Source organism: Paenibacillus senegalensis JC66, assembly GCF_000285515.1.
GTDB classification, from domain to species: domain Bacteria; phylum Bacillota; class Bacilli; order Paenibacillales; family NBRC-103111; genus Paenibacillus_L; species Paenibacillus_L senegalensis.
This window is the reverse complement of record NZ_HE610958.1, coordinates 788,173-809,016: the sequence shown is the minus strand read 5'-3', so window position 1 is coordinate 809,016 and position 20,844 is coordinate 788,173. Positions and strand designations below refer to the sequence as shown.

At 49.4% G+C, this 20,844-nt stretch carries 19 protein-coding genes and 8 tRNA genes; all 27 read left to right on the top strand.

Features of this window, described 5'->3' with window-relative positions; genetic code table 11:
- The first annotated feature begins 124 nt into the window (after positions 1-124).
- A tRNA-Ser gene (locus PSHG_RS12030) sits at positions 125-216 on the top strand.
- 25 nt (positions 217-241) lie between these two features.
- Positions 242-315, top strand: a tRNA-Met gene (locus tag PSHG_RS12025).
- Between the two features lie 73 nt (positions 316-388).
- Positions 389-464: transfer RNA gene (locus tag PSHG_RS12020), tRNA-Val, on the top strand.
- A gap of 5 nt (positions 465-469) precedes the next feature.
- Positions 470-545: transfer RNA gene (locus tag PSHG_RS12015), tRNA-Thr, on the top strand.
- A gap of 17 nt (positions 546-562) precedes the next feature.
- Positions 563-639 (top strand) — tRNA-Asp (locus PSHG_RS12010).
- A gap of 55 nt (positions 640-694) precedes the next feature.
- Positions 695-770, top strand: a tRNA-Phe gene (locus PSHG_RS12005).
- A 37-nt stretch (positions 771-807) separates the two neighbouring features.
- Positions 808-893: transfer RNA gene (locus tag PSHG_RS12000), tRNA-Tyr, on the top strand.
- A gap of 20 nt (positions 894-913) precedes the next feature.
- Positions 914-986, top strand: a tRNA-Lys gene (locus PSHG_RS11995).
- 330 nt (positions 987-1,316) lie between these two features.
- Positions 1,317-2,426: a PucR family transcriptional regulator gene (locus PSHG_RS11990; RefSeq protein WP_010273041.1), complete on the top strand. Its 1,110-nt coding sequence runs from the start codon at positions 1,317-1,319 to the stop codon at positions 2,424-2,426.
- Positions 2,427-2,522: 96 nt separating this feature from the next.
- The gene (locus PSHG_RS11985; protein ID WP_010273038.1) at positions 2,523-3,644 is read left to right on the top strand and encodes an ABC transporter ATP-binding protein; all 1,122 of its coding nucleotides are present in this window, start codon (positions 2,523-2,525) and stop codon (positions 3,642-3,644) included.
- Positions 3,645-3,880: 236 nt separating this feature from the next.
- Complete coding sequence (gene hprK / locus PSHG_RS11975; RefSeq protein WP_010273035.1) at positions 3,881-4,819, top strand: HPr(Ser) kinase/phosphatase; 939 nt, start codon at positions 3,881-3,883, stop codon at positions 4,817-4,819.
- Between the two features lie 81 nt (positions 4,820-4,900).
- Positions 4,901-5,929, top strand: a complete 1,029-nt coding sequence (lgt, locus tag PSHG_RS11970) for a prolipoprotein diacylglyceryl transferase (RefSeq protein ID WP_010273034.1) — start codon at positions 4,901-4,903, stop codon at positions 5,927-5,929.
- The gene (ppaX, locus tag PSHG_RS11965; protein ID WP_010273032.1) at positions 5,929-6,600 is read left to right on the top strand and encodes a pyrophosphatase PpaX; all 672 of its coding nucleotides are present in this window, start codon (positions 5,929-5,931) and stop codon (positions 6,598-6,600) included. The genes lgt and ppaX overlap by 1 nt, the downstream gene beginning before the upstream one ends.
- Positions 6,585-7,082, top strand: a complete 498-nt coding sequence (locus tag PSHG_RS11960; protein ID WP_010273029.1) for an acyltransferase — start codon at positions 6,585-6,587, stop codon at positions 7,080-7,082. Before ppaX ends, PSHG_RS11960 begins: the two co-directional genes overlap by 16 nt.
- 384 nt (positions 7,083-7,466) lie before the next feature.
- Positions 7,467-8,657 carry an ATP phosphoribosyltransferase regulatory subunit gene (locus tag PSHG_RS11950; RefSeq protein WP_010273028.1) on the top strand — a complete coding sequence of 397 codons (1,191 nt, stop codon included), beginning with the start codon at positions 7,467-7,469 and terminating at the stop codon, positions 8,655-8,657.
- Positions 8,658-8,673: 16 nt separating this feature from the next.
- A complete protein-coding gene (gene hisG, locus PSHG_RS11945; RefSeq protein WP_010273026.1) occupies positions 8,674-9,300 on the top strand; it encodes an ATP phosphoribosyltransferase in 627 nt (208 codons plus the stop codon).
- 22 nt (positions 9,301-9,322) lie between these two features.
- On the top strand, positions 9,323-10,621 hold the full coding sequence (gene hisD / locus PSHG_RS11940) for a histidinol dehydrogenase (RefSeq protein WP_010273024.1): 1,299 nt from the start codon (positions 9,323-9,325) through the stop codon (positions 10,619-10,621).
- Positions 10,605-11,213 carry an imidazoleglycerol-phosphate dehydratase HisB gene (gene hisB / locus PSHG_RS11935; RefSeq protein ID WP_010273022.1) on the top strand — a complete coding sequence of 203 codons (609 nt, stop codon included), beginning with the start codon at positions 10,605-10,607 and terminating at the stop codon, positions 11,211-11,213. Before hisD ends, hisB begins: the two co-directional genes overlap by 17 nt.
- Positions 11,214-11,215: 2 nt before the next feature.
- Positions 11,216-11,839 (top strand): imidazole glycerol phosphate synthase subunit HisH, encoded by a 624-nt coding sequence (gene hisH, locus PSHG_RS11930; RefSeq protein WP_010273020.1) that lies wholly within the window; start codon positions 11,216-11,218, stop codon positions 11,837-11,839.
- Between the two features lie 29 nt (positions 11,840-11,868).
- Entirely contained in the window at positions 11,869-12,627 is a 759-nt protein-coding gene (gene hisF / locus PSHG_RS11925) for an imidazole glycerol phosphate synthase subunit HisF (protein WP_010273018.1), read from the top strand.
- Positions 12,624-13,352: a bifunctional phosphoribosyl-AMP cyclohydrolase/phosphoribosyl-ATP diphosphatase HisIE gene (gene hisIE, locus PSHG_RS11920; RefSeq protein WP_010273012.1), complete on the top strand. Its 729-nt coding sequence runs from the start codon at positions 12,624-12,626 to the stop codon at positions 13,350-13,352. Before hisF ends, hisIE begins: the two co-directional genes overlap by 4 nt.
- A 438-nt stretch (positions 13,353-13,790) precedes the next feature.
- Positions 13,791-14,741, top strand: a complete 951-nt coding sequence (locus PSHG_RS11915) for a ribose-phosphate diphosphokinase (protein WP_010273010.1) — start codon at positions 13,791-13,793, stop codon at positions 14,739-14,741.
- Positions 14,742-15,067: 326 nt separating this feature from the next.
- On the top strand, positions 15,068-16,825 hold the full coding sequence (locus PSHG_RS11910) for a tetratricopeptide repeat protein (protein WP_042121887.1): 1,758 nt from the start codon (positions 15,068-15,070) through the stop codon (positions 16,823-16,825).
- Between the two features lie 112 nt (positions 16,826-16,937).
- Complete coding sequence (gene trxB, locus PSHG_RS11905) at positions 16,938-17,891, top strand: thioredoxin-disulfide reductase (protein ID WP_010273005.1); 954 nt, start codon at positions 16,938-16,940, stop codon at positions 17,889-17,891.
- Between the two features lie 88 nt (positions 17,892-17,979).
- Entirely contained in the window at positions 17,980-18,933 is a 954-nt protein-coding gene (locus tag PSHG_RS11900) for an ROK family glucokinase (RefSeq protein ID WP_010273003.1), read from the top strand.
- On the top strand, positions 18,933-19,841 hold the full coding sequence (gene rapZ, locus PSHG_RS11895; RefSeq protein ID WP_010273002.1) for an RNase adapter RapZ: 909 nt from the start codon (positions 18,933-18,935) through the stop codon (positions 19,839-19,841). The genes PSHG_RS11900 and rapZ overlap by 1 nt, the downstream gene beginning before the upstream one ends.
- Complete coding sequence (locus PSHG_RS11890; RefSeq protein ID WP_010272985.1) at positions 19,841-20,842, top strand: gluconeogenesis factor YvcK family protein; 1,002 nt, start codon at positions 19,841-19,843, stop codon at positions 20,840-20,842. Before rapZ ends, PSHG_RS11890 begins: the two co-directional genes overlap by 1 nt.
- Positions 20,843-20,844: the final 2 nt, after the last annotated feature.

The following is a 20,844-nucleotide window of genomic DNA, read 5'->3' as shown; positions in this document are numbered from 1 at the left end:
AAAGCTTTTCTAAAGGAAAAGCTACTTCGGAAGCATATGCTTAAGCTTTACAACGTAAAGCTACTTCGAAAGCATACTTCATCTTCGTGAATTCGTTTCGATCTAGTTTTCAGGGAATAAACTTGGAGAGATACCCAAGTGGCTATAAGGGGACCCTCTGCTAAGGGGTTAGACTGCGTAAGCGGTGCGAGGGTTCGAATCCCTCTCTCTCCGCCATTATTCTCTGCCTAATATATCGTTTGGCGGCGTAGCTCAGCTGGCTAGAGCGTACGGTTCATACCCGTGAGGTCGGGGGTTCGATCCCCTCCGCCGCTACTAAAAAAAGAAATTGCATATATGCCATACATATGCTAATATAGCACTTGTGCTTGCTTTGATGAAAGACTCAGGACGCTTAGCTCAGCTGGGAGAGCATCTGCCTTACAAGCAGAGGGTCGGCGGTTCGATCCCGTCAGCGTCCACCATAATTGCCGATGTAGCTCAGTTGGTAGAGCAACGCATTCGTAATGCGTAGGTCGGAGGTTCGAGTCCTCTCGTCGGCACCATGGGTGAATATGAATGTGGAGCTGTGGTGTAGAGGCCTAACATGCCTGCCTGTCACGCAGGAGACCGCGGGTTCGAATCCCGTCAGCTCCGCCACTTTCTTTTTTTTTGACCATTTCGTGCAACTGAATATTAAGGCTTAACATTTTATGGCTCGGTAGCTCAGTCGGTAGAGCAGAGGACTGAAAATCCTCGTGTCGGCGGTTCGATTCCGTCCCGAGCCACCATGTTTGTCTATTGCCCGAACGGGCATAGCAAGAATATGGGGGATTAGCGAAGTGGCCAAACGCAGCAGACTGTAAATCTGTTCTCTTACGAGTTCGGTGGTTCGAATCCATCATCCCCCACCATTTTACAGCCGAAATATTGCGAGCCATTAGCTCAGTTGGTAGAGCACCTGACTTTTAATCAGGGTGTCGAAGGTTCGAGTCCTTCATGGCTCACTTTAGTGCTAATGTAGTACATTGAATTAATAGACAGTGGAGATAATCCGCTGTCTTTTTAGTTTTGTCCGATTTGTATTGAGGACTACCGCACAAGGAGCGGCATGGATAACGGATGGAATCCTTTAAGCTTAGGTCTAATTTATTCAGCTCAAGCTTTAAAGAGATATAGCATCTTACCTGTACGGCCTTACGCAAAATCTGACAAGCATAAGGAATTGCTAATTTTCAAAAGTCTGGGGATATGGGTTTCGCTTATTGTTCCGATTAGGGTATCATAATGAATAGGACAAATAACTAATCAATTATAGTTGGATTAGGAGTAGATCCATGAACCTGGAACGGATTAGACAACAACTGCAAACCATATTGAACACGGATGTCCGAAGCCTATTCATGACTCATGATGAATGGAACGCAGCCTCCGCTGATTTGCTAACAGGCACTCCAGCATTGAGCATCCAATTTGGAAGCGATTTATTGTTCTTCGCTGAGGCTGATGAACAGGGAGTTTATTTAGTAAGCGTTCCCCTAGATCATATTAGAACTGCAGAAAGAAAGCTTGTGGAATGGTTATTATCTACACAAAGGGATGAAGGAATTGCAGCAGAGCCCAGTGAGATAAAGAGTCCTAGGCTTAAGGAAAAACAGCTTCACAACTGGCTTATAGAGCAATTGGGACAGGGAGTATCTCAAGCCGTGCTGCCTGCTGCTATCTCCGAAGCCTTCGGCTTTCAGACGCGGCATATCCCTTTTTTGCTGACGGCCAGCTTTGGAGAGCCAAGCAGTGATCAGGACGAGGAGCTTCCCACGCTGCTGGAGTCTTTTTTTGAAGCGGATGTGGCGGTCATCCCTCTATTGGACAATGAGTGGATTATTCTAGGGCCGGAAAGCCTGCTGGAGGCGACCGGGGATGAAGATAAAGATACATCAGCCAATGAAAGTCTGGAGGACGCTTTGGTCCTAATTTGTTCCGGGCTGCATGAAATGCTGGAAAATGAATGGATAGGCGAGTGTCACCTTACGGTTCATTATCCGATTGATCCTGAGCAGCATCTGCTGACATCAGTTGTTCAATTAAGGGAAACGCTGGAGCTTGGCCGGGTCTATCATTTGGGGGACAATATTCATTTTCCTTGGAAAATGAGATTGGAAAAGCTTCTTTATGAGATTCCTCCTGATCCTATGTCGCACTTTGTCAATCAGATCTTCCGCTCGGCAGATCCATTGGATATGGATACATTAACGGCCCTGGAAACCTTTTTCGCATTGGATTGCAATGTTAGTGAAACGGCAAAGCGATTGTACATTCACCGTAATACTCTGCTATACCGCCTGGATAAGTTTAAACAAGAGACAGGACTCGATGTGAGGAATTTCCAGGATGCAGTTCTGGTAAAAATAGCGCTATTATTGTACAAAGTTACGAAAAGGAAATAGAATTTTTGTACGGATTGTGCATAGTCAATTGAACCAGGCTGATATAAGATAGAAACATATTGTTAAGCGAAGATTATTACTTTAGGGGGAATGGACATGGCAGGAGTACGCTTGCATCATATTGTGAAAAAATATCCGGGGAATGATGAACCAACAGTTAAAGACTTTCACCTCGATATTAAGGATAAAGAGTTTATCGTTCTTGTTGGTGGGTCCGGTTGCGGTAAGTCCACAACTTTGCGTATGATTGCAGGTCTGGAAGAAATCACCGAAGGTGAGCTTTACATCGGCGACCGTCTTGTGAACGATGTAGCACCTAAAGATCGCGATATCGCGATGGTTTTCCAATCTTACGCTCTTTACCCTCATATGAACGTATATCAAAACATGGCTTTCGGTTTGAAGCTTCGTAAGTTCAAGAAAGCTGATATCGACGAGCGTGTACGTGCAGCAGCTAAAATTCTCGATATCGAGCATTTGCTGGACCGCAAGCCAAAAGCTCTATCCGGTGGTCAGCGTCAAAGGGTTGCCTTGGGCCGTGCGATTGTTCGTGAGCCGCAAGTATTCCTCATGGATGAGCCGCTGTCCAACTTGGATGCTAAACTTCGCGTACAGATGCGTGCGGAGATCAGTAAGCTTCATAAGCGTCTAGGAACTACCGTTATTTACGTAACGCATGACCAGACTGAGGCCATGACTATGGGTCAGCGGATCGTTGTTATGGAGCAAGGGGTAATTCAACAAGCGGCTACGCCTGATGAGATCTACAACCATCCGGTCAATATGTTCGTAGCCGGCTTTATCGGCTCCCCGTCCATGAACTTTATTAACGGTACATTTGAAGATACAGGCGGCAACCTGACTTTCAAAGCAAACGGCGTAAATGTTGCTGTTCCTGAAGGAAAAGCTAACGTACTGAGAGAAAAAGGATACATTGGCAAAGAAGTCGTTATGGGTATCCGTCCTGAGGACATTCATGAAGAGCCAGTATTCCTGGAAGCATCGCCTAACACCATTGTTAATGCCAACATCGAGGTAGCTGAGAACTTGGGTCACGAAATGTACCTGTACATCACAGGACTTGGCCAAGATACCGTTATCGCACGTGTTGATGGTAGAGCAGCTTTGAAAGAAGGAACGACTGTAGAACTTGCATTTGATATGAACAAAGTTCATTTCTTTGATAAAGAAACCACTTTGTCGATCTTCAGTAAATAATTTATCAATCACAGGAAGGGGCCGGCAGCTTGCCGGTCTTTTTTATATTTTGGTAAATACATGTATAGCTTGCCTGCTTCTACAACAGGATTAGCATCGCCTTGAAGCATGAATCCGCTAGTGATTTTTTTCGAGATACAGATCAGCAAAGCCGGTTTGGCAGAATCCGTATGGCGGTTGCTTTCGCGGTATATTTGCATTACGATAGTACTATTGAAAAACGAGGAGTGGAATGAATGCCGTCGAAGACAAAAGTGTCAGATTTGGTACGGCGATTTAAACTGGACGTTCTTTGCGGAGAAGAAGGCTTGAAAAGAATCGTTCCTGTCGCCGACTTGTATAGGCCTGGCTTGGAAATAGCAGGTTATTTCGATTATCATCCCCATGAAAGGGTTCAAATATTAGGGCGCACGGAGCTGTCCTTCCTCCAGACGTTGTCGGATGAGGAGCGATATCTGCGAATTCGCAAGATTTGCGAGAACGGAATCCCCTGCATTTGTATATCCAGAGATTTGCCGGTTCCCGTGGAAATTATCGAAATAGCTTCTGAGAAGCAAATTCCGGTGCTGCGCAGTAAAATGCCTACCACGAACCTGATCAGCAAATTCACTGATTTTCTGGAAAATAAATTGGCGCCCTCTACAACCATTCATGGTGTGTTGATTGATGTTTATAGTATTGGAGTTTTAATAACCGGCAGCAGCGGAATAGGAAAAAGTGAAACGGCGTTAGAGCTGGTAAAAAGAGGGCATCGTCTGATCGCTGATGATGCTGTTGAAATCCGGCAAACCGCGGAGAATATTCTTATTGGTAATGCCCCTGAACTGATTCGCCATCTCTTGGAGATTCGCGGAGTAGGCATCATTAACGTGATGACCTTGTTCGGAGCCGGCGCGGTGAGAAACAACACCAAAATCTCTATGGTATGCAAGCTCGAAACCTGGCAGCAGGATAAGCAATATGACCGTCTAGGGATCGATGAAGAGAAAACACGTATTATTGAGACGGATGTCCCATTGGTGACGATTCCGGTTCGTCCCGGACGAAATTTGGCTGTTATCATTGAGGTGGCTGCAATGAATTTCCGTCTCAAAGGTATGGGGTATAACGCAGCTTTACAATTTACAAACCGACTGACCGAGACCATGAATGAAGAAATGGACAATATGGACTAATATGGGAATCACACCCGGCAAAGGCAGGGGCTTAAACGACAAATGGGTTCCTGCCAGTTCAAGGAAAGGGGTTTTAACACCATGCTATTGGAAATCAATCCTATAGCCTTCTCCATCGGAGAGTTCTTTTCGGTTCGGTGGTACGGTATTATTTTAGGGCTTGGGGCTTTGGCCGGTTTATGGCTGGCGGTACGTGAAGGTAAGCGCTTCGGGATTTCATCCGATTTTTTTCTTGATCTGCTGCTAATCGGAGTCCCTTCAGCCATTATCGGGGCTAGGGCGTACTATGTTGCGTTTAGCTGGGATAATTACAAAAACAACCTAATGGATATATTTAAAATATGGGAAGGAGGCATAGCGATCTATGGCGCTCTTATAGGGGCGGTGATCGGGGCCTTTTTCTACATAAGAGCCAAAGGCTATAATTTCTGGCGTATTGCTGATATATGTGCACCAAGCTTGATTATCGGGCAGATGATTGGCCGCTGGGGGAACTTCGTCAACCAGGAGGCACATGGAGGCCCGGTTGCCGAAGAGTTTTTGCGCAACACGCTCCACCTGCCGAGCTTTATAGTGGATCAAATGTATATCCAGGGCACTTATTATCACCCGGCATTTTTATACGAATCGGTTTGGAATTTCGCAGGCTTGCTGCTTCTGTTTGTGCTGAGAAGACAGGCTTTCCTGAAAGCCGGGGAGCTGTTTATCACTTATATTATGTGGTATTCCTTGGGCCGGTTCTTTATTGAGGGAGTAAGAACGGACAGTCTTGCGTTTAACGGTCCGGCTTGGCTGGAATCGCTGATGGGAGTGTTATGGTCGCCTATGACACTAGTGTTCGAGCCAGGGGCGATGGCCTACGGGAATGTCAGGATTTCGCAATTGCTGGCCATTGTGCTCATACTTGCGGGAATCATTCTGATTATCTACCGGAGAAAAACCGGGTTGGCGGCTGAGCGTTATAAAGACCCGATCGTTTCAACCAAGGCGGAAAATACAGCAGGATCTGATGGCAAAGGACAGGCAGGGAATGCTAACGGTTCTAAAGAGAAGGATGCCGGACCGAGCCGTCCAGAGCAGAAAGATCAAGCAAATGACAAGGAGAGCTAATGAAATTACAAACCTTATTATTTGACCTGGACGGCACAATTCTGGACACCAACGAGCTGATCATATCTTCTTTCCTCCACGCTCTCGATGGACAAACCCGGCAGGAGAGGCTTACAAGGGATGAAATCATTCCGCATATGGGCCGCCCTTTAATTGATCAATTAAGACAATTTAGCGGCAGGGAGGATGTCGAGGAATTAGTGCAGGCATACTTTGAATTTAATTTGCGTGAGCATGATGCTATGGCTGCTGCTTTTCCTCATGTAACCGAGGTTATTTCGCGCATAGGGGATTCCGGTATCAAGCTCGGGGTAGTAACAACAAAGAGAAGAGAAACTGCTCTTATGGGCATTAAGCTTCTTGGGCTCGCTTCCTACATAAAAGTGCTGATTTCGATCGATGATGTTACCGAGCCCAAGCCAAGCCCAGAAGGGGTTCTGAAAGCGATAGATTTGTTGCAGGCCGATCCTCAAACGACCATGATGATTGGGGACAGCCAGTACGATATTCAAGCCGGTCAGCGCGCTGGTGTGCATACTGCGGGCGTGGCATGGTCAATTAAGGGCGAGCAGCATTTGGCGCAGTTTAAGCCGGATTATATGCTTCATGATATGCGGGAGCTGCTGCAGTTGACCGGTGTGGTGGAGGAGTCAGAGTGGGCAGGAAAGTAACGAAATACCCAACCGAAGGCCCTAATGCTTTATGGCAAATTTACGGGACAGTGAGCAAATGGAAGGCATTCAGAAATTTCGTGTTTATACAAATTTCCCGCTACTGTCCCTCTCTGCCCTTGAAAAACTGGATCTACCGTAAAGTGCTCGGCATGCAGGTAGGAGAACATACGGCATTTGCCTTAATGGTAATGGTCGATGTGTTTTTTCCGGAGAAAATAAAAATCGGAGACAATTCCATTGTCGGCTATAACACCACGATTCTGGCCCATGAGTATTTGATACATGAGTACCGGTTGGGCGATGTAATTATCGGCTCGAATGTGATGATTGGAGCCAACACGACTATTCTGCCGGGGGTGACTATTGGAGATCATGCGGTAATAGGCGCAGGATCTTTAGTTAACAAGGATGTGCCCCCCCACACCTTTGTAGCAGGCAACCCGATTCAAGTCATTCGTACACTTACGCGGGAGGATTAAGCCATTGCTTTGGAGGAGCGGCTTTTTTGCGCCTTTCCTTTTCATGGCCAAGCCGCAAGCCTTATCATTCCTGCAAACGCCTGTTATATCGTTGAATGAAGCGGGATGGCCGAGTAAAAGAAGGGCTGCAATCAGTTGACGTTCCGCACATTCCATGGTATATTTACGTATAATTTCTTTACTTTGTTAGCAAGGTAGCACATTAGCATGGTAAAGCGCAGGGAGACCGTCATTCGCATTAGCTTTAACTAGGAGCAAGCAATTATACCGGTTCATGTCAGCTGAAGAATAGTAAGAACTAGATCATTCTTCAAGAACATTGAACTTTACATTCGTTTTTGACCTGTAAAGTGGAACAGGCTAATCATAAAGGGGGGGGAGTCCATGTCCAAGCCTAAAGTGTTTGAGAAACCGACCGGCTTAAAAGACTATTTGCCTGAAGTGGTTTCCAGGCTGCGAAAAATTGAAGCCAATGTGCTCGGATGTATGGAGCAGTGGGGATATAATCAAATCATTACTCCTACTCTGGAGTTTTATGATACGGTTGGAGCGGCCAGCTCGACCAGTGACCGCAAGCTGTTCAAGCTGCTGGATCAGCAGGGGAGGACTTTGGTTCTGCGCTCCGAGCTGACGGCTCCGATTGCCAGAGTGGCTTCTTCTTTATTGAAGGAAAAACCGTTTCCTTTGAGGCTGTCCTATCACTCTAATGTATTTCGGGCTTTCGAGCAGGAGGCGGGAAGGGAGTCGGAATTTTTCCAAACCGGTGTAGAGCTTGTCGGCGACGGCTCATCCGAGGCAGATGCCGAGGTCATTGCACTGGCTATCGCTTCTTTGCAAGCCGCGGGAATTTCCTCATTCAAAATTGCTCTTGGGCATGTCGGTTATTTAAACGGTCTGCTTAATCACGCTCTTGGTGACCGCGAGGAAGAGCAGCAAATCTTGAAGGAGTGTCTGCTTCGCCGTGATCATGTCGGTTATCGCCAGCAGCTGCGCCGGCTTCAGCTTAATGAGGAGACTAGAGCAGGGCTTGAGAGCATTCTCCGATTGAGAGGCGGGGAAGAAATATGCGAGCAGGCCAGAGCCGTCACGAATGATCCTGTCGCTCAGCAGTCGGTAGAGCATCTGTGTCTCATTTGGGACGTACTCAAAGATTACGGAGTGAGTCATCATGTCCTCATCGATTTAACGATGATCGGTGACTTTTCTTATTATACGGGGATGACGTTTGAAGGATATTCTGCCGATTTGGCCTTCCCTGTATGCAGCGGCGGGCGTTACGACAACTTATTGGCGCAATTTGGACGCTCGGCCCCGGCCACCGGATTCGCCCTCAAAACCGACCGCATACTGGATGTAGTAGCCAAGCAGCCTTATCAGGAGCCGTACCGGATATTAATCGGGTACCGTCCCGGGAATCGTAAAGAGGCGCTGCAGAGGGCAGCTGAGCTGCGCGCTTTAAAGCAGTGCAGCGTCGAAACGAAGGCATTTGAATCGGATAAGCATGTTCATCCAAATGAAGATGGCTCCTGCTCTTACCTGGGGGTACATTATAACGAATGGATTTACTACGGATAGAGGAGGGAGAGGCAGAGTGTCAGAGCTGTTGAAAGTTGCGATGCCCAAAGGGCGCATAAACCGGCCTGCTATCAAGCTGCTGCAGGATGCGGGCTTCTCCGTTCCCGATGATCTGGAGGAATCCCGGAAGCTGGTCATTACTGCACCAGAGGCACAGATGGAATTTATTATGGCCAAACCGGTCGATGTTGCAACCTATGTAGAATACGGCGTCGCCGATATCGGTATTGTCGGCAAGGATGTGCTGCTCGAGGAAAACCGCGATGTTTATGAGCTATTGGATCTAAATATCGGGCGCTGCCGGATGTCTGTTATTGGCCTGCCGGATTGGCGTCCGGTCACGAATCCGAGAGTAGCCACGAAATATCCTAATGTCGCTTCCCAGTTCTTCCGTGAAAAAGGACAGCAGGTTGAAGTGATAAAGCTTAATGGTTCTATTGAATTAGCTCCGTTAATCGGGCTTGCCGACCGTATTGTGGATATGGTGGAAACCGGGAGAACGCTAAAGGAAAACGGCTTGGTTGAGCTTGAATCCATGTTCGGAATTACAAGCCGCCTCATTGCCAACCGGGTGAGCTACCGGATGAAAAACAGCCGCATTCAAGAAGTATGCGATCGGCTTCAGGAGATAATTAGCGAATGAAATATGGAAAGGGGAAGCGCGTATGAAGGTGCAGCCGGCTGCAGAATTCTCGATTCAACGGGATGTTGATTATGGCAGCGAGGAGCAAAACCTTGCGGTCAAGCAAATTATCGAGCGTGTGCGCAAGGAAGGAGATCAGGCGCTGTTTGCTTACAGCGAATCGCTGGACAAAATCAAGCTGGATAGCTTGAGAGTTAGCGATGAGGTCATTCAGGCCGCCTATCGCGAAGTAGACGATGAATTTCTCGCCGCTATTCGTGAGGCCGCCGCCAATATCCGCCGCTACCATGAAAAGCAGAAGCGTGTTACGTGGCTGGAGCCTGAGGCCGACGGAACCTTGCTGGGCCAGATGATCCGCCCCCTCAAGCGGGTGGGCATCTATGTCCCGGGCGGTAAAGCGGCCTATCCGTCATCGGTGCTCATGAACGCGATACCGGCATTAGTCGCCGGGGTGCCGGAGGTCGTCATGGTGACGCCGCCGGCGACCGCCGGGCAGCCGGGCATCAATCCGTACATTCTGGTTGCCGCCGCAGAGGTCGGCATCCGGGAAGTGTACGGAGTGGGCGGAGCGCAGGCGATCGCCGCCCTCGCTTACGGCACCGAGACCATCGCTCCTGTCGACAAAATCGTGGGCCCCGGCAACATCTATGTCGCATTGGCCAAACGCTATGTGTTTGGCGTAGTGGACATTGACAGCATCGCCGGGCCGAGCGAGATTGTCGTGCTGGCGGACAGCTCCGCGAATGCGGCTTATATAGCCGCGGATTTGCTGTCCCAGGCGGAGCACGATGAGATGGCCTCCGCTGTGCTGGTCACCCCGTCCCAACAGCTTGCCGAGCAGGTGCGGCAAGAGGTGGATCGCCAGCTGGCGGCGCTGCCGCGGCGCAGCATCGCGGAGAAGTCGCTCCGCGATTATGGGGCGATCCTGACGGTGGACAGCCTGGAAGAGGGCATCGACATCGTGAACCGCCTGGCGCCGGAGCATCTGGAGCTGATGGTCGAGGAGCCGTTTGGCTGGCTGGGGCGGATTGAAAACGCGGGAGCGATTTTCCTGGGCCCATACAGCTCGGAGCCGGTCGGCGATTATTTCGCCGGGCCGAATCATATTTTGCCGACCAACGGGACGGCGCGGTTCTCTTCGCCTCTCTCTGTTGACGATTTCGTTAAAAAATCGAGCCTGATTCATTACAGCAAGCAGGCAATGCAGGCCCATGGCCGCAAAATTATCACATTGGCCGAGCGGGAAGGTTTGCATGGCCATGCGCGCGCCATTGAATTGCGATTGGAAAAGGAGGATCATAACGATGATCGAAAGCTTTAAAGACGTGGAAAGACAGGCCGCCGTCAGCCGGACAACGGGGGAAACCGATATTCAGCTCGCCTTTGCAATAGATGGAACAGGAGTTTCGGAAATCGAAAGTGATGTGCCTTTTCTCAATCATATGCTCGATTTGTTTACCAGGCATGGTCTGTTCAATCTGCGGGTAGATGCCAAGGGAGATGTGGAGATCGATGACCATCATACGGTCGAAGACATCGGCATCTGCCTTGGCCAGGCTTTGCGGGAAGCGCTCGGTGACAAAAAAGGAATTCGCCGGTATGCCAACGTGTTCGTGCCTATGGATGAGGCGCTTGCCCAGGTGGCGATCGATATCAGCAATCGGCCTCACCTGGAATACCGGGCGGAATATCCCTCAGCCACGGTGGGCAGCTTTACGACGGAGCTGGTGCATGAATTTCTGTGGAAGTTCGCTCTGGAAGCGAGAATTACACTGCATGTCATCGTGCATTACGGCCACAACACGCATCATATGATTGAAGCGGTATTCAAGGCGCTTGGCCGCGCGCTCGATGAAGCGACCTCGATTGATCCGCGAGTGCAGGGAGTGCCTTCGACGAAAGGAGTGCTCTAGCCGTGATTGCTATCATTGATTATGGAATGGGCAATCTGCACAGTGTCAGCAAAGCGGTTGAACGTCTTGGCTACGCTTATGAAGTGACTGCGGACAAAGAACGGATTATGAATGCAGAAGGCGCTATTCTGCCTGGAGTTGGTGCGTTCGGAGACGCTATGGAGGAATTAGAGGCGACAGGGCTCAAGGAGACAATTATCCAATACGCCGCCTCCGGAAAGCCGCTGCTGGGCATCTGCCTCGGTATGCAGCTGCTGTTTACGCAAAGTGAGGAGCATGGGCAGCATGCCGGTCTGAATCTGCTGCCGGGTCAAGTGGTCCGCTTTCGCGGTGACTTTAAGGTGCCGCATATGGGCTGGAACCGGTTGAAATTTCATCAGCAAAGCCCTCTGTTCAGAGGATTGGAGGAAGGACATGTTTATTTCGTCCATTCCTTTCATGTGCAGCTGGAGCAGGATGGAGATCTCCTCGCTTCTACCGATTATTTCGGACAGGTAACGGCTATTGTGGGCAGGAACAATGTGTACGGTATGCAATTTCACCCGGAAAAAAGCGGAGAAATTGGAATGAAGCTGCTGGACAATTACTTGTCTTTATGCCGCAAGCCGCTATCTGTTAATCCATAAGAGCTTAAGCTGGGGGAGGAGAACGAATCATGCTAGCAAAACGGATCATTCCCTGTCTCGATGTAAAAGACGGCAGGGTGGTTAAAGGTGTTAATTTCGTCAATCTGCGTGATGCCGGGGACCCCGTCGAATTGGCGGCCATCTATGATAAAGAGAATGCCGATGAACTTGTGTTTTTGGATATTTCCGCATCTAGCGAAGGACGGGCAACGATGATCGAGGTGGTGCGCGAGACTGCCGGGGAAATTTCCATTCCTTTTACGGTAGGAGGCGGAATATCCAGCGTAGATCATATGAAGAACCTGCTGCGCGCCGGTGCGGACAAAATCGGGATTAACACGGCCGCCGTGCTTAATCCCCAGCTCGTATCCGATGGAGCCCGCAAGTTTGGTTCTCAATGCATCGTTGTAGCTGTAGACGCGAAATATAATGAAGCATGGGGCGAATGGGAAGTGTATACCCATGGAGGAAGGAAGCCTGCAGGCATCCGGGCATTGGAATGGGTGCGCAAAATGGAGCAGCTGGGAGCAGGGGAGCTGCTGTTGACCAGTATGGATGCGGATGGAACGAAGGATGGCTTCGATATTTCATTAACCCGTGCGGTTGCCGACTTGGTTAGTATTCCGGTCATTGCTTCCGGAGGAGCGGGAAACTCCGGGCATTTTTATGAGGTATTTACCGCCGGCGGGGCTGATGCTGGTCTCGCGGCAACGATTTTCCATTATAAAGAGCTTACCATTCAAGGGGTCAAAGAGGATCTGTTGAAGAAAGGGGTGGAGATCCGATGAGTTCTTCTGAGTCCAAGGAAACTAACAATCCATCATCTCATCCGGTGTTTGCCCCGGTTAATAAGTGGCTCGACATCATTCAGTGGGATGAACGGGGGCTTGTACCCGCCATCGTCCAGGATGAAGTCAGCAAAGATGTTCTGATGATGGCCTATATGAACCGGGATTCGTTAAAGCTCACTTTGGAATCGGGAGAAGCCTGGTTTTGGAGCCGGTCCCGCCAGGAATTATGGCATAAAGGAGCAACCTCCGGCCATGTCCAGAAGGTTCGCGGACTGCGTTATGACTGTGATGCAGATACGCTGCTGGTGCAGGTGATACCGCAGGGTCCGGCCTGCCATACTGGTAAAAGCTCCTGTTTCTTCAATGAGATTGAGCTTTCTCCGGCTAGCGGTGCATCCGAATCGAACGGCAGTGAAAGGTTCGCTATTCTCGGCAAGCTGGAGTCATTAATTGCAGCCAGAGAAGCGGAACGCCCTGAGGGAGCTTATACGACCTATTTATTCGAAAAAGGGATCGATAAAATCCTGAAAAAGGTTGGGGAAGAAGCTGCGGAGGTCATTATTGCCGCGAAGAATAAGGACAATGAAGAGCTTCGTTATGAGACTAGCGATCTTATTTTTCATATGCTGGTACTGCTCCGTGAAGCCAAGCTTCCTCTCGATGATGTGCTCAGTGAGCTGGAGAGGCGGCATGTGGCCAAGCCTGCCGGAGAGTTTAAATAAATGCAGGGCTCGGCCCAATCAGCTGAAATTACGTGAATATTCATTTCGCAACATATAGAGGACATCCGCCTAGTTCGGGAGACGAATAAGTGGATGTTCTCTCTGTGACCGGAAAAAGCTGCCATAGTTTAGCGAAGAGCATGCCTATAATTGTCACGAAATATTCGCTCTGTATAAGTCCGTGGACTTTCGGCGGAGCGAGCCTACAAGGTATAATAGAAATTAGAGGTTGTGGTCTGCCAAGGTACAGAGAAATAAGAATCGGCTGGTGTGAGCAGAGTACTGGTCATGGGCAGAAGCCTTTTTGCCAAGATGCTGCCGGTCATTCTCTAAAGCAGGCGTTTTGGCTGATCAATCGTAACTAGTCAGGCGATTTTAACCATTTTTTGAATTTATCCATCGACCATGGATAGGGGTAACCAAGTACAGGAGGGTACTATGTCCAGCAATCAGTATAAAGTGTTTTCCGGTTCGTCCAATCCTAAATTAGCCGAAGCCATTTGTCAGGAATTGGGACAGCCTCTCGGCCGAGTTAAGCTTTCACGGTTCAAAAGCGGGGAGCATTATTGCTTGTATGAAGAATCTATCCGCAACTGTGATGTTTTCCTGGTGCAGACGTTCTCTCATCCAATCAACGAGCATTTCGTGGAACTGCTGGTCATGATTGATGCCGCGAAGCGTGCTTCGGCCAAAACGATTAATTTGGTCATTCCTTATTACGGCTATTCCCGGCAGGAGCGCAAAGCAGCCCCGCGTGAACCGATTTCGGCGAAGATGGTTGCCGATGTGCTGACTACAGCAGGGGCTGACCGGGTAATTACATTGGATTTGCACGCGCCTGCGATTCAGGGTTTCTTCAACATTCCTGTGGACCATTTAACGGCATTGGATCTGATCAGCGATTATATCAGCAAGAAGAACATTCCGAATCCGATTATTGTATCTCCGGATGCAGGACGGGCAACTACGGCGGAGAATCTGGCTAACATTCTGTTCGCTCCATTTGCGATCATGATCAAAAAACGGCCTGCACATAACGAATCGGTCATTACCCATGTTATAGGCGAAGTAGAGGGCAAAACGCCGATTATTATTGAGGATTTGATTGATACCGGGACAACGATCGTGAATGTCGTGGAAGGACTTAAGGAGCGGGGAGCGAACGATGTTTATGTATGTTCAACCCATCCGGTATTCTCCGGTCCGGCTCTCGAGCGTCTCGATCACCCGAGTATTAAGGAAGTGATCATAACTGATTCTATCGCGATAAGCGAGGACCGGCCAAGCCGTTTCAGAGTGCTTTCAGTGGCGCCTCTCTTATCGAATGCTATTCGGATCATTCGGGAGGGCGGATCGATCAGCTCCCTTTTCAAGTATGGCGGGGTGTGATTCAGCCTCAGCCGAATGCAAACTTATGATTGGCAAATCCCCGCGTCCTGAAGACATCTGCTGCTCTCTGACAGGAAGCAGACAACGGTTTTGCAAGCACACACGAAGCAGCCCCGGGGCTGCTTTCTTGCCCCATGAGAAAAGCTCTTCTAAATGAAAAAGACTGCGATGGGACAAGCTGGATTCCGCCTGCAGAATTGTTGCAGCCTTTCCAGCCTTCAGTAGAGGTATTCCAAGAAGAACTATGTTATACTAAGCCTTATAAACTGACGGTCCGTGGAAACGGAGAGTTCGGGACCGATCAGATACCGGAGGTGCCTTTACAAGTGGAAAAGAAGATGCTGGTGGCAGCACAGCCGAAACCGAAAGTGGTTGCCTTGAAAATGGATGCCACGTTCTTTTTCGAGAGGGCGGTCCGGTCGCTGGACCGGTTTCATTATGATAAGGCCTTGAAGTATTTCCGCAAAGCGGTTGAATATGAGCCGGATAACCCGGTGAATCATTGTAACTTGGCTGGCATTTTGTCCGAGATGGGGAACTATAAAGAATCGAACGAAGTGCTGCAGCAAATTATTGATGTGGTCGATCCGAAGATGACGGAATGCTATTTCTACCAAGCAAACAATTTTGCCAATATGGAAGATTTCGAGAACGCGGAGAAAGCGATCGTTCGTTATTTAGAGCAGGATGTTAACGGGCATTTTCTCGATGAAGCGGAAGAAATGCTGGAGCTGTTGAGCTATGAGCTGGAGAGGCCGGCTCCGGTTACCAATATTAAAAGCCGCGAGAGCTTGTTTGAACATGATAAGGCCAGAGCTCTGCTGGAAGAGGGATCCTTTGCCAAAGCAGTCAGGGTGCTCGGCCGATTGGTTAAGAAGTATCCTGACTTTTTGGCAGCAAAGAATAATCTGGCCTTAGGCTATTATTACTTGGGTCATTTCGACAAGGCGATGAATACGATCGGGGAAGTGCTGGATAGCGACCCTGGCAATTTGCATGCCTTGTGCAATCTTGCTATTTTCTATCAGCATTTGGGTGAGCAGGAGCAGTTGGCAGAATTGCTGCAGCTGCTAAGAAAAACCTACCCGTTTCACTCCGACCATGTGTTCAAGCTGGGGACAACCATGGGAGTCTTGGGAGAGCACGAAACGGCTTATTTGCTGTTTAGAAGATTGATCAAAAACGGCGGGACGGGGAGCGATGCTTGCCTGTATCATTATGCTGCGGTAGCTGCGCACAATACAGGGAAGCTGGACGATGCTTATAAATACTGGCAGCTTGCGGAGAAGCTGGATCCCAAGTCTGATATCCCGCGGTTTTATTTGAGCGCGCTTAGACAAGAAAGCTCCCATGAACGGAGTCTGCCGATCAGCTACCATTATCATCTGCCTTTTGAAGAGCAATTCAAACTGCTGGGCAGAAGCAAGGAGCCGGTACCCGATGATTTGAAGAGGGATCCGCTGCTCAGGTCCTCCTTTTTCTGGGCTTTGCGTCATGGTGATGCGGATGCCAAGCTGCAGGTTATTCAAGCCTTCGCGAATATAGCGGACAGTGAAGTGAAGGAGGCGCTCAAAGGCTTCCTGCTTGAACCGGAAGAGGATGACTACTTGAAGAGAGTGGCTCTTTTCGCTCTGCGCAGCATGGGAGTCGAGGAATCGCTCCCGGTGCTATTGTCAGGCCAGCAAGAGGTTATTACCGCTCAGCCGATATCCCCTGAGCTGCCGATCTGGAAGAACAAATGGCAGGCAGTGCTGGAGCTGGCTCTGAGCCACATGCAGAAGCGCTACGATATGATTCAGCAGCATGATATGGAAACTCTCTGGGTGGAGTATCTGTCGCGGGTGTTTCCTTCAACGCCAACGATTCATAAGGCGGCGGGCTGGGCGGCAGCTCTCGAATATTTAACTGCCAAGATGCATCGCAGAACGATTTCTTACCAGGAAGTATCCCGCCGTTACGATATTTCGGTCTCCACGATCAGCAAGCACGTGAAATCAATTGATCAAACCTGCGGGCTGAAGCAAAAAATGGATGCGATTTTCCCGAAATTCTCCAGATATATGAAGCAGGAGGAAGAAAGTTAAGTTAGAACAAGCGCTTAACAACAACCACCGCGTAAATGTTTAGCCGGTGAATTCCATATACTTTAAACAACCAAACGCATTTAGCCTGCAGTGGTGAAAAGGAGGAAATCTGATGTACAAAACAATCGTAATAGGAACAGGGCCTGCTGGTTTAACGGCCGCTATTTATTTGGCTAGAGCCAATCTCAACCCTCTAGTTATTGAAGGCCCGGAGCCGGGGGGCCAATTGACGACAACAACGGAAGTGGAAAACTTCCCGGGATTCCCGGACGGCATTATGGGTCCCGAGCTGATGGATAATATGCGGAAGCAGGCCGAAAGATTTGGAGCTGAATTTAAAACCGGCTGGGTAAACGAGATTGACCTCGGAAGCCGTCCTTTTAAATTAACCGTGGAAGGAATCGGCGAGCTAGTAGCGGAAAGTGTGATTATTTCTACAGGAGCTTCGGCCAAGCTGCTCGGAATCCCGAATGAGAAGGACAGCATAGGGCGCGGGGTTAGTACTTGTGCGACTTGCGACGGCTTCTTTTTCAGAGGGAAAAAGATTATCGTCGTGGGCGGGGGAGACTCTGCAATGGAGGAAGCGAATTTCTTAACCCGATTTGCTTCGGAGGTTGAGATCGTGCATCGCCGCAACGAACTGAGGGCTTCCAAAATTATGCAGGACCGGGCGCGTGAGAATGAAAAGATCAAATGGTCGCTGAACCGCACCCCGCTGGAAGTGATTTCGGATGATAAAGGTGTTAAAGCGCTAAAAGTAATGAATAATGAAACGAACCAGGAAGAAGTGATCGAAACGGACGGGATTTTCGTCGCAATCGGGCATACGCCGAATACCGGCTTTCTTGGCGGACAAATCCAGACAGATGACCTTGGCTATATCGTAGTTAAACCAGGCACTACGGAAACTAACATTCCAGGTGTATTTGCCTGCGGAGATGTTCAGGACCATAAGTATCGTCAAGCGATTACGGCAGCTGGTAGCGGCTGTATGGCGGCGTTGGATTGTGAGAAATTCCTCGAAGGAAGCATGGTTCACGACTGGAGCGAGACGCTTAATTCCTAAGCCATCCTGCTTCCGGCCATTGAAGGTTCAGGGGAAGTGCAGGCGGAAGATGCGTGGAAATTAATAAAGCATGGGGTGACAGGGGAACATGTCAAATGCAATATACGTGGGCATTGATTTGGGTGGAACGGCTATTAAGGTGGGCATCTGCGACCAGTCCGGCAAGCTTTTGCATACTTACGAGGGCCCTACAGGACCCAGAGAGAACGGGGAGGAAATCGCCGCGCGAATGGAGCAATACGTCCGCAAGCTGGTGGCGGATACGTCTTATTCAATGGATCAGGTCTCGGGTGTAGGGGCGGGGATTCCAGGCTTCCTTGATACGGCAACCGGAGTAGTAATCAGTTCACCTAATATTCCCGGATTCAAGAACTTTCCACTGAAGGATATCCTCGAAGCCAAGCTGCAAAAAACCGTTATGATTAATAATGACGCCAACGTAGCCGCCTTAGGCGAAGCTTGGGGAGGAGCGGGGAAAGGTATTTCCGACCTCGTTTGCTATACGCTTGGAACGGGTGTTGGCGGAGGAATCATTATTGGCGGCAAAATCCTTACCGGTTTTACCGGAATGGCGGGTGAGCTCGGACATATGCAGCTAATACCCGACATAGAAGCGATCGCTTGCGGCTGTGGCCATAAAGGCTGTCTCGAAACGGTTTCCTCGGCGACGGGTGTAATTCGTATGGCCAAAGAGGCTATAGAGCGGGGAGAGCAAACTGAGCTGTCAATGGTCAACGATATACAGGCGAAGGATGTGTTTGATGCGGCCAAGGCCGGAGACGAGACTGCGCTGCGCATCGTCCACCGCGCTGCTCTATACCTCGGAAAATCGATGGCCATGCTGTCTATTGTGGTTAATCCGCAGCGGTTTATTCTTGGCGGCGGCATGTCCAAAGCCGGCGACATTCTGTTCCAGCCTATCTACGAGGCCTACGAGAAGTATTCACTGCCAACGTCAAGACAGAATGTGGACATAGTTCCCGCACTGCTGGGCAATGATGCAGGGGTAGTTGGTGCAGCCGGACTGATCATTTCGTCCTAATGCATCCGAAAGGGGAGAGCGGCGTGGAAGAAAGAATGGTGCTGTCCGAGATGGTCATTATTACGGGGATGTCAGGAGCAGGCAAAACCATTGCTGTGCAAAGTCTGGAGGACCTTGGCTACTTCTGCATTGATAATTTGCCGCCTGCACTCATTCCCAAATTTGCGGAATTGATGGAGCAGTCCAGCGGCAAAATAGGAAAAGTTGCCTTGGTGATTGATTTAAGGGGAAGGCAGTTTTTTACCGCATTGTCTGAATCTCTTCAGCATTTGAAGGAAAACTATACGATAAACTATGAAATTTTATTTTTAGATGCTACAGATGCCGTATTGGTTCAACGGTATAAGGAAAGCAGAAGAAGACATCCGCTGGCTAAAGACGGCTCGCTCTTAACGGGCATTGAGCAGGAGCGCAAATTGCTGGAGGAGCTGAAAGGGCAGGCCCATCAAGTTATTGATACCAGCAGCCTTAAGCCAGCGCAATTAAAGGAACGGCTCGCTTCCCGTTTTCTTCATACAGATACGAATAAAATTTCGGTCAATGTCATTTCATTTGGTTTCAAATTTGGTGTTCCGATTGACGCCGACTTAATATTCGACGTCCGATTCCTGCCCAACCCGCATTATATTGATCAACTAAGGCCTAAAACGGGACAAAATGCCGAAGTGTACGATTATGTAATGAAATGGGGAGAAACGCAGGAATTTCTGAACAAATTACTGGATATGCTTCATTTTTTACTCCCCCAGTATAAAAAAGAAGGAAAGAGTCAAGTCGTAATCGGAATAGGATGTACGGGAGGCAAACACCGTTCCGTGGCGATTGCTGAGTTTTTGGGCAAAACACTCGGTACCAGCGAGACAGAAATCGTAAGGGTAACTCATAGAGAAGCGGAGAGGATTGGATGATGAGCAAGGTCGATAACTCCGGCTTACCACGTGCTGCGGATCAGCCCAGAATTGTCGTGATAGGCGGAGGTACGGGCTTGTCGGTTATGCTGCGCGGACTCAAGGAGAAGCCGCTAGATATAACCGCTATCGTGACGGTTGCTGATGATGGGGGAAGCTCCGGCATTCTCAGGGACGAGATGAAAATTCCTCCTCCCGGTGATATTCGGAATGTCTTAATCGCCCTTGCAGATGCAGAGCCGATGCTATCGCAAATGCTGCAGCACCGCTTCAACTCGGGCAACGGGTTGGCCGGGCACAGCCTCGGCAATCTAATTCTTGCAGCGATGAAGGAAATTACCGGCGACTTTGTATCAGGAGTAAAGGAGCTTAGCCGGGTGCTTGCGGTTAGGGGGCGGGTGCTTCCGGCTACCCACCAGTCGATCATTCTAAAGGCGGAAATGGAGGACGGCACCATTGTGGAAGGGGAATCCAAAATCCCCAAGTCAGGCCTTAAAATCCGCCGCGTCTTTATTGAGCCGAATGATGTGAAGCCTCTGGATGAAGCGATTGAAGCAATCCGCAATGCCGATGCGATTCTGATGGGGCCTGGAAGCTTGTATACAAGTATTATGCCGAACCTTCTCGTTCCACAGCTGGCTCAGGAAATAGCCGCGAGTGAAGCGCTGCGCATCTTTGTTTGCAACGTGATGACCCAGCCCGGAGAAACGGATCATTTCTCGGTCGATGATCATTTGCAAGCGATCCGTGACCATGTAGGCAAAGATTTATTCGACTACGTGATCGTGAATAACAGTTCCATCCCTCCACAGGTACAGCAGCAGTATGCGGAGGAGGGGGCGGAAGTAGTCAGGCTGGATATGGAGGCGGTAGCCGCTAGAGGCTGCCGGGTCATAGCTGACCGTCTGGTCTTGTTCCGTACTTATTTAAGACATGACGCCGATAAACTGAGCAGGCATATCTATGATCTGGTGCAGCGGAGGGTGTCGGAGAAGGGGTGAGA